This is a genomic window from Terriglobales bacterium, from assembly GCA_035457425.1.
Classification (GTDB): Bacteria; Acidobacteriota; Terriglobia; order Terriglobales; family Acidobacteriaceae; genus JACPNR01.
In genome coordinates this window covers 1-13,379 of record DATIBR010000158.1, presented here as the reverse complement: position 1 = coordinate 13,379, position 13,379 = coordinate 1, and the positions used below count along the sequence as shown (strand labels likewise).

At 68.2% G+C, this 13,379-nt stretch carries 8 protein-coding genes and 1 tRNA gene; 3 read left to right on the top strand and 6 right to left on the bottom strand.

The genetic code is table 11. The features are described 5' to 3' along the window. The first annotated feature begins 344 nt into the window (after positions 1–344). Positions 345–1,544, top strand: a complete 1,200-nt coding sequence (locus tag VLA96_12075; protein HSE49936.1) for an alkaline phosphatase family protein — start codon at positions 345–347, stop codon at positions 1,542–1,544. 109 nt (positions 1,545–1,653) lie between these two features. Then, positions 1,654–1,729, top strand: a tRNA-Ala gene (locus VLA96_12070). Positions 1,730–1,825: 96 nt separating this feature from the next. Here the strand turns inward: VLA96_12070 and VLA96_12065 are convergent. Both VLA96_12065 and VLA96_12060 read right to left on the bottom strand, forming a co-directional pair. After that, positions 1,826–3,010, bottom strand: coding sequence for a hypothetical protein (locus tag VLA96_12065; GenBank protein ID HSE49935.1), 1,185 nt, complete (start codon positions 3,008–3,010; stop codon positions 1,826–1,828). A 50-nt stretch (positions 3,011–3,060) separates the two neighbouring features. Next, on the bottom strand, positions 3,061–7,398 hold the full coding sequence (locus VLA96_12060) for a DEAD/DEAH box helicase (protein ID HSE49934.1): 4,338 nt from the start codon (positions 7,396–7,398) through the stop codon (positions 3,061–3,063). Positions 7,399–7,488: 90 nt separating this feature from the next. Here VLA96_12060 and VLA96_12055 point away from each other — a divergent pair, with 90 nt between their 5' ends. Beyond that, entirely contained in the window at positions 7,489–8,109 is a 621-nt protein-coding gene (locus VLA96_12055; GenBank protein HSE49933.1) for an HAD hydrolase family protein, read from the top strand. Positions 8,110–8,353: 244 nt separating this feature from the next. Here the strand turns inward: VLA96_12055 and VLA96_12050 are convergent, their stop codons facing one another. The 4 genes from VLA96_12050 to VLA96_12035 form a co-directional block, all read right to left on the bottom strand. Beyond that, positions 8,354–9,211, bottom strand: coding sequence for a tetratricopeptide repeat protein (locus tag VLA96_12050; protein HSE49932.1), 858 nt, complete (start codon positions 9,209–9,211; stop codon positions 8,354–8,356). Between the two features lie 42 nt (positions 9,212–9,253). Next, positions 9,254–11,878: a PBP1A family penicillin-binding protein gene (locus VLA96_12045; GenBank protein ID HSE49931.1), complete on the bottom strand. Its 2,625-nt coding sequence runs from the start codon at positions 11,876–11,878 to the stop codon at positions 9,254–9,256. 121 nt (positions 11,879–11,999) lie between these two features. Then, positions 12,000–12,341, bottom strand: a complete 342-nt coding sequence (locus VLA96_12040) for a DUF4845 domain-containing protein (protein ID HSE49930.1) — start codon at positions 12,339–12,341, stop codon at positions 12,000–12,002. A gap of 29 nt (positions 12,342–12,370) precedes the next feature. Continuing rightward, the coding region (locus VLA96_12035) for a YbaK/EbsC family protein (GenBank protein ID HSE49929.1) at positions 12,371–13,379 on the bottom strand (1,009 nt) is incomplete at its 5' end.

Genomic DNA, 13,379 nt, shown 5'->3' with positions numbered 1-13,379 from the left:
CTCCGCGACCGAGCTCTGCGCGGTCGCTGCCGCTGCGACCAGCACGACGACAGCCAGCGTACGTAGCGGCATGTGGGGAACGTCCTTGCCTTCCTTGAGGTGCTTGGGGCCTGACTCTGAGATGACGGAACCGGCCTGTTTGGTTACTTTTGCAGCCGGCTACCCGGGCCGAGGCCGGAGCGGGGCGGCCCCCCGCAGCGGGAGCTCAGGCAACCCCCGCTTCTACAAACCCTTCCTTACAGTAACCGGTTGTGAACCGACGGACGCCTCTGGCCAGGGTTGGAGCCTTTCGTCGCGCCACACGGCCTGTCTCCCAGAGAAGAAATGAAGAGGTCAAGTCCTTGATGCGGAAAAGGGTTCTGCGGGCGTTCGTGCTGCCTTTGTTGCTGCTCATCCTGGCCCTTCTGGCGAACGGCTGCCGCGGCCTGCAGGCCGGCGGCGACACCGGCGGCGGCGGCAACGGCGGGGGCGGCGGCAACCTGGGCACCACTCAGTCCAAGGTGAAGCGCGTCGTCGTCGTGGTCATGCAGAACCGCTCCTTCGACCACCTCTTCGGCAAGTACACGCCCACCGGCGGCCAGACCATCGACGGCATCCGCCCCGGCGTCCCGGGCTACACCCAGTCCGACGGCAGCACGCCCTTCGAGCTCACCGACCCCACGCTCTCCGACCTCCCCCACGGCCGCCAGGACTACCTCGACGCCTGGAACCACGGCGCCATGGACCGCTTTGCCGTGGTCGAGGGACACAACTCGATGGGCTACTACACCGACGCGACCGCCGGCGTCGGCGCGCTCTGGAACCTGGCCGACAACTACGCGCTCAACGACAATTATTTCTCGTCGGTGATGTCGAACGCGCCCTCGAACCAGCTCTACCTCGTCGCCGCCTCCGACAACGATTTCCCGTTCAGCGTGCAGCCCGCGTTCGGGCCCTGCAACCTGCCCGACCCGGCCTCCCAGCCCTACAACTACCGCAACCTCGGCGATCAGCTCCGCGACGCCAACATCAGCTGGGGATGGTTCCAGGCCAACTACGGCGACTGCGGCAACGGCTACGTCCCGGTCCAGAATCCCTTCCAGTACTTCACCTCCACCCACGACGCGCCGCAGCTCCAGAACATCTCGAATTTCTTCTCGCAGTTGAACAGCGGGAACCTGCCGGCCATCTCGTTCGTGCAGGCCAACGATCGCAACAGCGGCCACCCCGGTTCCGGCCCCATCGGCGACTCGCTCAACTGGCTGAATGACTTCGTCAGCCAGGTGAAGGCTTCTCCCGCCTGGGATTCCATCGCCATCGTCGTGATCTGGGATGAAGGCGGCGGCTACTGGGACCACGTCCCGCCGCCGCAGGTCGATTCACAGGGGCTCGGCATCCGCGTCCCGCTGCTGGTCATCTCGCCCTTCGCCAAGGCCGGCTACGTCTCGCACGTCCGCATGAACCACGTCTCCGTCCTGAAGTTCATCCAGTGGAACTGGTCGCTCCCCTCGCTCAACGCCCGCAACTCGCAGGGCAACGACATCCGCGACATGTTCCAGTTCTGAGCGCTCTCGCGCAGCGAGGCCCCGCCGCGGCGGGGCTTTCGCTTTCCCGGCCAGGTTTGACTAGCCTCCTGCGGTCGGCGAGAATAGATAGGTTGTTCCTTCCTTGAGTGGGCCTGTGGCGCAGCTGGGAGCGCGCTTCCATGGCATGGAAGAGGTCGTCGGTTCGATCCCGACCAGGTCCACCAATCCTCCCCTTCTTTTCAGCTCCTCTTAGCTCAGCCAGCGCGTCCCGGCCTGCCGGGAAGGTCGTCGGTTCGATCCCGACCAGGTCCACCATTCCCTTATTTCTTTGCCATCGAGTTCGCGATCGCCTGGAACTCCTCCGACTCCCTCAGCTTGTCGAAGCTCTTGCTCGAAGCGAGCGCCTGCTTGTCCTTGAACCCTAGCTCCACCGCGCGCTTGAGCGCGTTGAGCGCTTTCTTCTTGTTTCCCGCCGCGGCCCAGTAACCCGCCATCTCGTAGGGGAACCCCGCGTATTTCGGGTTCGCCTCTACCGCGGCCTCCATCAGCCCGGCGCCCAGCTCCGGGTCCTCGCCGCCCAGCTCCGACGCCGTCTGGTGCACGCCGACCAGCGCCTGCCCCAGCGCGCGCCGCAGCACCACCAGGTCCTCTCCCGTCGCCTGCTCGCGCTTCTTCCGCAGTGCGGTCATCTCGCTCCGCAGGTCGCGCAGGTTCTGCGCGCGCTCCTCGCCCGGCCGCACCGCCGCCCGCAATCGCTCGAGCAAGGACCGCGTGAGCTCCGCCAGCTGCTTGCGCTGCGCGCTTTCCTGCGGCGTCTCCGCCGCGACCTCGCTCGTGCCCGCGCCCGCGTCCAGCCACGCCAGCGCCCGCTCCGCCAGTTCCGGCGTCAGCCACTGGTGCGCGCCCTCGAACACCGCCACCACGCGCGGCGCCGCCAGCGAGCGCGCCGCGTCGAATACCTCGAAGTAGTTGAAGTCGTAACGCCCGATGGTGAAGAAGTACGCCGGCAGCTTCCGCCGCCCGTCCTCGGTGATGTTGTACGGCAGCCCCGCCCCGCATGCGATGATGCCGCGGATGCACCCGCCGCAGTAGAGCGCCGCCATCCCCGCCACCCGCGCCCCGCCCGAGAACCCGGCCGCGTAGATCCGCGCGTCGTCCACCGCGAAGCGCTTTCGCACGTCGTCATACATCGCAACGAACGCTTCCATCGATATCCGTGCCGGGCCGTTGCGCGAATTGTTCGACGCCGCCACCAGGTAGCCGTGCCTCTCCGCCGCCGCCTGGAACGATCCCATCGGCTCCGCTCCGATGCCGCTCGGGTCGAACACCAGGATCACCGGCCACTTCTTCTCGCGGTTGTACGCGGAGGGAAGGTAGAGCGCGTACGACTGCCGCGCGTCCGCCGTCGTGACCACCGGATCGGTGACCTTCCCGGGCTCCTGCGCGTGCGAGGCCGCCCCGGCGACCACGCTGATGAGAAGCAGGGAATGAGTAAGCGTGCGCAAGGGGCCTCCCGCTGCATTAGACGCGCGAGGCGCAGGAATGTTCCCTCGGCTCAGTCGCCGGCCGCCGCGATCCCGCTCGGCCGCGCCGCCTCGCCGGCATCCACCGCCGCGCCGTCCCGGAAGTTGACCGTGCGCCCGCTGATCGCCGGCACGCGCTCCCCCGGCACCAGGATCCCCACCAGGTTCAGCGGGTCGGCCGCCGACACCGTCACCACCTCGCCCGACGGCGGCAGGTTCCTCAGCGCCCGCAGCGACTCCACCGCCACCGGCAGCGCGAACTGCTCGCCCGTGAATCCCGTGACGAACCGCCCGCCGCGGATCTCGCCGCGGTCTTCCATCCGGCGCAGCGCCATCAGCAGCTCGCGCCACGTCGGCGCCACCGATTCCCGCGCCAGCACGTCGCGGAACACCACACCATAGCGGTTCAGCAGCATCTTCGCCGCCGCCTCGATCTGCTTCTGTCTTTCCTGGGGCGGGTCGACGAACAGCAGCGCCCAGCGCCCGCCGGTGTGCCGCGGGCGCGACGTCTTGCCATGTCCCTGACCCGACCGCCGCTTCGGATCGATGAGCGCGCGCAGGTTGTCGAAGCTGTCGGCCGTCAGCAGGCCGCCCGCGACCAGCTCCCACAGCGCCGTCTCCACCTCCGCCTTCAGCTTGCCCGTGCCGCGCACGATGTCGGCGAAGAACGACGCGCCGCGCTGCTTCAGGAAGGCGTGCACCTCGCGCGCGCCGTGCGAGAGCCCGCGCAGCTCCGCCATGTCGTCCGCGCGGTGCGGCTGCATCCAGTCCGCGTCCTCGCGCACGAAGAACGTGATGGGCGCGACCGATGTCGGGATCACCCGCCGCTGACCGCCGCTCGACTCCTCCACCGTCGCCGGATGCGGCGACAGCCTCCCCCACCCGACCGCTCCCGTCAGCGACAACTGGTCCAGGAACTTGGCGTCGTAGTTGCCCACGCGCCGCGCCAGCACCTGTCGCTCCCACGCGTTCGCCGGGATCTCGAAACCCTGCAGCTGCCGCAGCGCCTCCAGCGTCCCGCGCTCGCCCAGCAGCTGCGAGCCGTTCGCCACGTGCTGCCACCGGAACAGCCAGCGCATGAACACCGCCGCCGTCGTCGGCTCCACCTGCTTGCGCAGCTTGCCGACCGTCAGCCGATGGATCCGCGCCAGCAGCCGCCGCTCCGACCACTGCACCTCCTCGGCAGGGAACTCGGACGAATACGTCCCGCGCAGCACCAGCCCTGCCGCCTCCAGCCGCAGCAGCCCTTTCTCGATCTCGTTCGCCGGAAGTCCGGCCAGCCGCGCGATGGTCGAGGCCGTCGTCGGGCCGAGGTGGCTCATCCACCCGCGGACGAGTTCGTAGTAGATGTCCTCAGCCGGCGGCGCGGCCGCTTCCACCGCCGGCAGCTCGCTCTCGAATCTCGCGGCAGGGAACAGCGCACCAAACGACTTCGCTTTCTCCGCCGCCACCCAGTACCACGTGGCGCCCACCTGGGCGCGCGCCGCCCGCCGCTCGCCGCGCAGCCGCTCGAAGTGCTCGCGCCACACCGTCGCCGGCGGCGCGTGCCCCGCGACTTCCACACTCTCCGGCAGCGCGACCATCGTCTGCAGCGTCTCGCTCAGCTCGTCGGCGTCGCGCACCTCCGGCCACGCGTCGTGCTGCACCTCGGCGATCGCCGCCGGGTCCAGCAGCCCGACCTCCTTCAGCACGCTCTCCGGCAAGGACCGCCGCATCTCCACCGCGCGCGCCCGCCGCTCCTCCAGCGGCGCGTCGTCGAGGTACGCGTACGGGTTCGCGTTCAGGATCTCGTGCGAGAACACCGACGGCACCGGCGTGTCCACCGCGCGCGTCTCGATCTCGCCCGCCAGGATCTTCTCCACCACCCGCGTCACGCCCTCCAGGTCCATTGCCTCCGTCAGGACGTCCTTCATCACCTCCTGCACCAGCGGATGCGCCGGGATCGGGATGTCGCCGTCGATGTTGTCCTGGCACGCCGCGGCCATGGGGAACGCCGCCGCCAGCAGGTCGTCGGCGCGCATGCGTTGGATCTGCGGCGGCACTTTCTTGCCGCCCTGGAAGCGCAGCAGCGCCAGCGACCGCCCCGCGTCCCACCGCCAGCGCGTCCCGAAGATCGGCGACTGCAGCGCCGCCTGCTCCAGCGTCTCGCGCATCGTGTTCGGGTGCAGGAAGTGAAAGACGTCGCCCAGCGGGAAGCTGTGCTGGTCGCTCAAGGAGATGTTCAGACCGTTGTCGGTCGCCGCCGCCTGCAGCTCGAAGTTGAACGACCGGCAGAACTTCTTGCGCAGCGCCAGGCCCCACGCCTTGTTGATGCGCGCCCCGAACGGCGCGTGGATCACGAGCTGCATCCCGCCGCCCTCGTCGAAGAACCGCTCCGCGATCACGGTCGTCATCGTCGGCACCGCGCCCAGGATCGCGCGCCCTTCCACCACGTACTGGATGATCTGCTCCGCGCCCGCCTGCTCGACCCCGGTCTCCCGCTGCAGCCACTCCGTCGCCGCCGCGACCTCCGGATGCGTTGGGTCGATGAACCCGGGCTCGACGCCGGCCGTGCGTTCGCTGACTTCCGTCCGCAGCGCGGCGATCTGCGCGCTCAACTCCTCCGTGCGCGCCGGCGCCTCGCCCAGCCAGAAGGGAACACCCGGCGGCGCGCCCTTGGCGTCTTCCACGAACACGCGTCCCGTCTCGATCTTGCGGATGCGCCACGACGTGTTGCCCAGCAGCACCACGTCGCCCGCCAGCGACTCCACCGCGAAATCCTCATCCAGCGTCCCGACCACCGTGCCTTCCGGCTCCGCGATCACCGTGAACAGCGCGTTCTCCGGGATGGCGCCGCCGCTCGTGATCGCCGCCAGCCGCGCTCCGCGCCGCCCGCGCAGCCGCTGGTTCACCTTGTCGCGATGCACGTACGCGCCATACTGCCCGCGCCGCGCCGCGATGCCCTCCGCCACCATCCCCAGCACCGCTTCGAACTGCTCGCGCGTCAGCTCGCGGTACGGATACGCTCGCCGCACCACCGCGTACAGCTCCTCTTCGCCCCACTCTTCCACCGCGCACATCGCGATGATCTGCTGCGCCAGGATGTCGAGCGGCGAATCCGGGATCATCAGCCGGTCGAGGTCGCCGTGGTGGATGGCGCGCACCGTCGCCGCCAGCTCCATCAGTTCGTCGCGCGTGGTAGGGAAGAGCCGGCCCTTCGGCACCGCGCCGCGCCAGTGTCCCGCGCGCCCCACGCGCTGCAGCGCCACCCCGATCGAGCGCGGCGAGCCGATGTGGATCACCAGGTCCACGAAGCCGATATCGATGCCCAGCTCCAGTGACGCCGTCGCCACCAGCACCTTCACCTCGCCGGCCTTCAGCCGGCGCTCCGCCTCGAGCCGCAGCTTGCGCGAGAGCGACCCGTGGTGCGCCGCCACCGCTTCCTCACCCAGCTTCTCCGCCAGGTTGTGCGCCACGCGCTCCGACAGCCGCCGCGTGTTCACAAACAGGAGGGTGGAGCGGTGCTGCTGCACCAATTCGACGATGCGGCTGTAGATCTCACCCCACATGTCGTTCGACGCCACCGGCCCCATCGGGCTCGGCGGCACTTCGATCGCCAGGTCGAGCGTGCGCTGGTGCCCGATGTTCACCACCACCGGGTCCGGCCGCCCGCTGCCGGTCAGGAAGTGCGCCACCAGCTCCAGCGGCTTCTGCGTCGCCGACAGCCCGATGCGCGTCAACTGTGGCGCGCTCGCCCCCTGTGGCGCGCTCGCCCCCGAGCGCGCGCTCGCCACCAACTCCTCCAGCCGCTCCAGCGACAGCGCCAGGTGCGCGCCGCGCTTGTCGTCCGCCACCGCGTGGATCTCGTCCACGATCACCGTGTGCACGTCTTTCAGGATCTTGCGGCTGCTCTCCGCCGTCAGCAGGATGTAGAGCGACTCCGGCGTCGTCACCAGGATGTGCGGCGGCCGGCGCAGCATCGCCCGCCGCTCCGGCATCAGCGTGTCGCCGGTGCGCACCGCTGTCCGGATCACCGGCATCAGCAGCCCGCGGTCGTGCGCCATCTGCATGATCTCGCCCAGCGGCACTTCAAGATTTTTCTGGATGTCGTTGCCGAGCGCCTTCAGCGGCGAGATGTAGAGGACCTCGGTGCGGTCCTCGAGCGACCCCTCGAGCGCCTTGCGCACCAGCCGGTCGATGCACGCCAGGAACGCGCTCAGCGTCTTGCCGCTGCCGGTGGGCGCGGAGATGAGCGTCGTCTTGCCCGCCAGGATGTGCGGCCAGCCCTGCTCCTGCGGCTCGGTCGGCGTCCCGAACTTCCCGACGAACCACTCCTGCACGAGCGGGTGCGCCCATTCGAGCGAGGCCGCGACGGCGCCGGGGAGAGCCATCCCCCGAGTGTAGCACGTTTCGCCTAATGTTCGCTAGCAACAGCCTTGCGGTGGCGGGCGACTCGCCCGCCGCATTTACAATCCCCTCGCATGTCCAAACCCAAGGCCAAGAAGATCAAGCTCATCCTCTGCGACGTCGACGGCGTCATGACCGATGGCACCATCTGGCTCTTCCCGGCGCCCGCCGGCGTCCAGGGCTGGCCCAAGGGCGCCGACGAGAAGCTCGCCGCCGGCGGCTCCGGCATCGGCCCCGGCGCCATGATCGAGGCCAAGGGCTTCAGCGCCCACGACGGCACCGGCGTCACCCTCGCCCGCCTCGCCGGCCTCAAGGTCGGCGCCATCACCAAGCGCGTCTCGGAGACGGTGGCCATGCGCGCCCGCGACCTCAAGCTCGACTACATCCACCAGGGCGTCGCCGAAAAGGCCGCCGCGCTCGACCAGATCCTGAAGGAGACCGGCCTCAAGCCCGACGAAGTCGCCTTCCTGGGCGACGACCTCGTCGACCTCCCCATCATGCGCCGCTGCGGCCTGCCCATGGCCGTCGCCAACGCGCGCGAGGAAGTCAAAGACGAGGCCGAGTACATCACCGACCACCGCGGCGGCGACGGCGCCGTCCGCGACGCCATCGAGTTCATCCTCCGCGCCCAGGGCAAGTGGGACGACGCCGTCAAGCGGTACCTCGCCCGCTCGGAATCCAAGCGCGACGCCTAGGGCGCCCTGAATACCGCGGCCGCCCTCGGCCGCGGCCTTTGACCCTTGGAGCGCTGGCCTCCAGGCCGGCAGGAACGGCGGCGTCACGCCGCCGGGCACAAACACAAAGCCCGCCGGTCTGAGCTCCCGGCGGGCCTCCCTGTTTCCCCTATGCAACACGTCACTCGAGTCTGCTGATATAGACGTGGCCGGCGGAAAAAAGTTTTGCGCCGAATCGCGATTTGCGACGCCGGCGCCCCGGAAACTACCGCGGCGGCAGCGCTCCCGGATTGTTCCGCGCGTTCATCAGGTCGATGAACCGCTGGTCGGTCAGCAGCTTGGCGAACTCGGGCTCGCTGTACACCCGGTCCACGCCCTTGTAGCCCTCGTCGATGGCGCGCCGCAAGTAGAGCAGCGCCTCGTCGTTCTGCCCGCGCCCCGCCAGCAGCTTGGCCAGCACGTACGAGAGCAGCCCCTTCTCCTGCGGGATGCGCGCCGAGATCCCGCCAGGCGACTCGCGCGTGAAGATGTCGGGATCGATCTCGAGCGCCCGGATGTATTCCATCGTCGCCAGGTCCTGTTTCTTCATCGCGAAGTACGCCCGCCCCAGGTTGCTGTGGAAGCTGGCCGCGTTCGGGCTGATCTCGATCGCCTTCTGGTAGATCTTCGCCGCCTTCTTGTAATCGCGCTTCAGGTAGTAAGCGACGCCCAGATTGTTCACCGCCTCGGCGTACTGCTTGTTCCGCTTGATGGCGTTGACGAAATCTTTCCTCGCGTCATCGAGTTGCGAGAGGTGCAGCTCCACGATCCCGCACTTGTTGTAGAGGATGGCGCGGTCCTTCCTCGGCGTCTTGTCGAGCGCGGCGCGGTAGTAGTCGAGCGCGTCGGTGAGCGCGCGCTGCCGCAGCAGCTCGTCGCCCTTCGATTCCAGCTCCACGGCGGTCGCGTCCCACGGCGGCGGCGGCGCCTGCCGCCAGTTCTGCACCGACAGGCTGTTGTCCTGCTGCTGCTGTTGCGTGACCTGCGCTGTCGTCCGCGGGCCTTCCGCTTCCGTGATGCGCGAAGCGGTGGTGGCGAAGGCCGCGGCGGAGCAAAGGACGACGACCGCGAATGTGCGCTGCATGGCTGACCTCCCGCAGGATCGGCAGGTGCTTACCTGCCTAGTCTAGCGCGGAGCAGAGCTGCTCGGGGAGGGAGTCGCGGTCGGAGTCGACGCCGGCGACGTCGCCGCCGGTTTCTTGTCCCCGCCGCCGAACACCCCGAACAGCTTCCCGAAGAATCCTTTCTTCTTCTTGTTCGGGTCTTCTCCCGCCGCCGGCTGCTGCCCAGTCGCTGCCTGCTGTCCATTGGACACCGGCTGCGGCGCCTGGGGTCCAGGATTCCCGATCCCGAATATCTTCTGGAAGACGTTGCGATCGTCCGCGATGTGGTCGCAGGTGTCGTGCGGCTCGGTCCCCGCGATGAACGCGGCATAGAAGTCGTCCGGACACGTCGGCGTCGCCAGCCGCCCGGTCACCTTGTCGATCTGCGCCGTCACCACGCCCGAGGGCGCCGCGAATCCCCGCACGTTGCGGTACTGCGGCAGGGCCACCGCCTTCTTCATGAACGCCGCCCAGATGGGCGCCGCCGTCATCGCTCCCGAAAGCCGCAGGTCGGAGTAGTCGTCGTATCCCACCCACACGATGCACAGCAGGTTCGACGTGTACCCCGCGAACCACGCGTCGTGCGACGTTCCCGTCTTGCCCGCCGCCGGCGCCGAGAAGCCCATGCCGCGCACCCCCGCCGCCGTCCCCGAGTTGATCACGGCTTCCATCATGTTGGTCAGCACGTACGCCACGCGCGGGTCGAGCACCGGCCGCTTCTCCGCCTTGAAGTCCTCGATCGGGTCGCCCTTCGCGTTCCGCACCGACGACACCAGCAGCGGGCTCACCCGCACGCCGTTGTTCGCAAACACCGTGTACGCCCCCGCCATGTCGAGCGGCGTCGCGTCGTAGGAGCCCAGCGCCACCGCCGGCGTGCCCTGCGCGCTCTTGATGCCGGCATCGCGCGCCAGCGCCGCCACCCGGTCGTACCCCGCCATCTCCGCCACCCGCACCGTCGCGTTGTTCAGCGACATCGCCAGCGCGTAACGCGCCGTCACCATGCCGTGGTACTCCTCTTTGTAGTTCCGCGGCTCGTAGATCTGGTCGCCGTAGGCGAACGTCCCGGGCGAGTCGTCCACCAGCGTCGCCGGCGTCAGCACCGGCTTGCCTTCTTCCGCGCCCGCGACCGCGGTGTTCACCGCCGCCGCGTACACGAACGGCTTGAAGATCGAGCCCGTCGGCCGCTTCGCCACCGCGTGATTCAACTGGCTCCAGCCGTAGTTCCGTCCGCCCACCAGCGCCAGCACCTCGCCCGTGTGCGGGTCCATCGCGATCAGCGCCACCTGCGGCATCGGCCCCGGCAGCACCTTCTCTTCCGTCTTCGCGCTCTTCCCGGTGCCGACTTTCACCCGCCGCGTGCGCAGCTTCTTCGCCTGCTCGTCCACGCTCTTGATGCCCGCCTGCACCGCCTCCGCCGCCGCCCGCTGCAGCTCCGGATCGAGCGTCGTGTAGATGCGGTACGACTGCTCGTTCAGCTCGCGCTCCTGGTACTTCTGCACCAGTTGTTCCTTCACCAGGTCCACGAAGTAGGGCGCGTCGCTCGCCTCCACGTTGGGCGACGCCAGCTTCAGCGGCGTCGCTTTCGCTTTCTCCGCCTCCTCCGGCGTCAGCGCCCCGGTCTCGACCATGCCGTCGAGCACCAGATTGCGCCGCTCCAGCGCGCGTTCCGCGTTCTTGTAGGGATTCAGGTAGCTCGGCCGCTGGATGATGGCCGCGATCAGCGCCGACTCCGGCACCGTCAGGTTCTTGATGTCTTTGCCGAAGTACGCCTGCGCCGCCTCGCCGAACCCGTTGATGGTGAACGACCCGCGCTGCCCCATGTACACCGAGTTCGCGTACAGCTCGAAGATCTGCTGCTTCGAGAAGCGCTGCTCCAGCTCGAACGCGATCAGCATCTCCGTCAGCTTGCGCCGGATGGTCTTCTCCGGCGTCAGGAAGAAGCCGCGCGCGATCTGCATCGTGATGGTCGACGCGCCCTGCCCCTTCTCTCCCGTGCGGAAGTCGATCCACGCCGCCTGCGCCAGCCGGAAATAGTTGATGCCCGAGTGCTCGAAGAACCGCCGGTCCTCGATCGCCAGCACCGCGTCCACGGTGTGCTGCGGCAGGTCGGTGAAGCTCACCAGCCGGCGCTTGGAGCGCTGCTCGCCCTCGAACAGCGCCGTCACCAGCTGCGGCTCCAGCTCATACGCCGCCAGGTCCTGCTGGTTGCCCGTCGCCACGATGCGCTCGACCTTGCCCTCGGCGAAGCGCAGCGTCGCGCCCTCGGCCGAGTGGAACGACTCCGGCCCGGGCTGCACCTCGAGCCCGCTCCGCACCCGCTTGTACGAACCCAGTTTCGACTCGCCCTCGCCCGCTTCCACGTAGCCGGCGCGCCGCAGGTAGCTGATCAGCTCCTGCTGGCTGTAGGGGTCGCCTTCGCGCACCACCCGCGGCGTCGCGTAGATCTTCGACGCGTTGTTGAAGATGCGCCCGCGCATGCGCGCGTCGATGATCTTCTCGTACTTGATGTAGTAGTACGCGAAGATGCCCAGGAACACCGCCGCCACCACCACCAAGACCGCGATGACGGTCTTTGCGAAGGGGCTCGAGAGACGGGCCTGCCACTTCTTCCAGCCGGAACGAGATTGTCTTTGCTTGATCGCTGCCACGGAATGGTCGGAGTTACGGCGGAGGATCCTCGCTACTACTCAGACGTGCCAGAGCGGGACACGGTTTCCTGAAGGATTCTCCCGCGGGCCAGGCCCGCGCGTCGCTGCTACTACTATACGACTACATCGGCTTGTTCTTCGACCCGGCGTGAAAATTGAGGTCCAGGGGGTAGATCGGCAGGTCCACGTGCACCACGTAGTCCACGCTGATCTCCACTCCCGACCCGGTCCGCCGCACCTGGATCTGGTCCGCCGCCACCGGGATGTTGTTCTCCACCGCCTTGCGGTAGATGATGTCGCGGATCTCGCTCTCGCTCTTCGTGGTATACGACTGCTGCCGCGCCTCTTCCTCCACCGCGTCCTGGAATTGCAGTTGGAAGTAATACGGCGGCATCACCTTGAAGGCGACGTAGAACGCCGCGAGCACGACGCCCACACCGAGCAGGGCCTTGAGTTGCTTCATGTCAGCTGCTCCTCAACCGGCCGGGCCGATCAGGGGCGCGGCAAAAGTCGGGACAATTCGCTGGTGACGGCCGCGATGGTAGCATCCTGCGTCTCACGTGTCGAGCGCCGCACCAACTCTACCTTCCCCTCGGAAACCTTCTTGCCAACATTGATCCGGAACGGGATCCCCACCAGGTCCGCGTCCTTGAACTTCACCCCCGGACGCTCGTCCCGGTCGTCCAGCAGCACGTCGTACCCCGCTTTTTCCAGCTCCTCGGCCACCTGCCGGCCCGCCGCCATCAGCTTCTCGTCCGCCGCGTTCGTCACCGTCACCACCACGTCGAAGGGCGCGATGGCCGGCGGCAGCGCGAACCCGTCCGCGTCGTTCGCCTGTTCGATCGCCGACGTCAGGATGCGCTCGATCCCGATCCCGTAGCTCCCCATGATCAGCGTCACTTCCTTGCCGTCCTTGTCGAGCACCCGCGCTCCCATCGACTCCGAATACTTGTACCCCAGCTTGAAGATGTGTCCGATCTCCACCGCCTTCGCCACCTTCAGCGGCGTCCCGCACTTCGGGCAGCCCTCGCCCTCGGTCACGTTCCGCAGGTCCAGCCACTTGCTGACCGAGAAGTCGCGTCCCGGCGTCACGTTGCGCAGGTGGTAGTCCTCTTGGTTCGCGCCCGAGATCAGGTTCTTGCGCTCTTTCAGCGCCGCATCCCCCAGGATCAGCGGCAGGTCGCCGAGCATGATCTTCATCGTCTCGGTGCCCAGGCCTTCCTGGAAGCCGGCCAGCCCCACCGGGCCCAGGTACCCCGCCGGCCCGCCGAACAGCTTCTGGATCTCCTCTTCCTGCATCGGCCGGACCTCGGTCGTCCCCAGCTCGCCCGCCAGCTTCGCTTCGTTCAGCGAGTGGTCGCCGCGCAGCAGCACGATCACGTTCCGGTTCCGGGGCTTGCCCGTCTTCGCGTCCGTCTCGGTCGCCACCAGCGCCAGCGTCTTGATCTTGTTCTTCGGCGAGACCCCCAGGAACTGCGCCACCTCCTCGATCGTCTTCTTG